This is a genomic window from Neobacillus sp. MER 74, from assembly GCF_023714155.1.
In genome coordinates this window covers 1-326 of record NZ_JAMAUV010000090.1, presented here as the reverse complement: position 1 = coordinate 326, position 326 = coordinate 1, and the positions used below count along the sequence as shown (strand labels likewise).

The 326-nt window shown below is 42.3% G+C and carries 1 rRNA gene; it reads right to left on the bottom strand.

The window, feature by feature from the left end:
- Positions 1–218: 218 nt before the first annotated feature.
- Positions 219–326: ribosomal RNA gene (locus M3610_RS27630) — 16S ribosomal RNA — on the bottom strand; the annotation flags it as partial.

Here is a 326-nt window from a genome sequence, read left to right as displayed (position 1 = left end):
TGCGCCCTTTCTAACTTAACCTAAAAGGTTATTCTCTTAACTTCATAAGAGAGAAAACTAAAATGGCGATTACTCGATGTTTACTTTGCTTCTTCATTACGATTATCTAGTTTTCAAAGAACGATTAGTTTGAGAGAATTGCACTCTCAAAACTAAACAAACAAGAATCAATGCACAAACTGTTTTGTCTGGCTCACAGGTCCAGCTTATATCCTTAGAAAGGAGGTGATCCAGCCGCACCTTCCGATACGGCTACCTTGTTACGACTTCACCCCAATCATCTGTCCCACCTTAGGCGGCTGGCTCCTTACGGTTACCCCACCGAC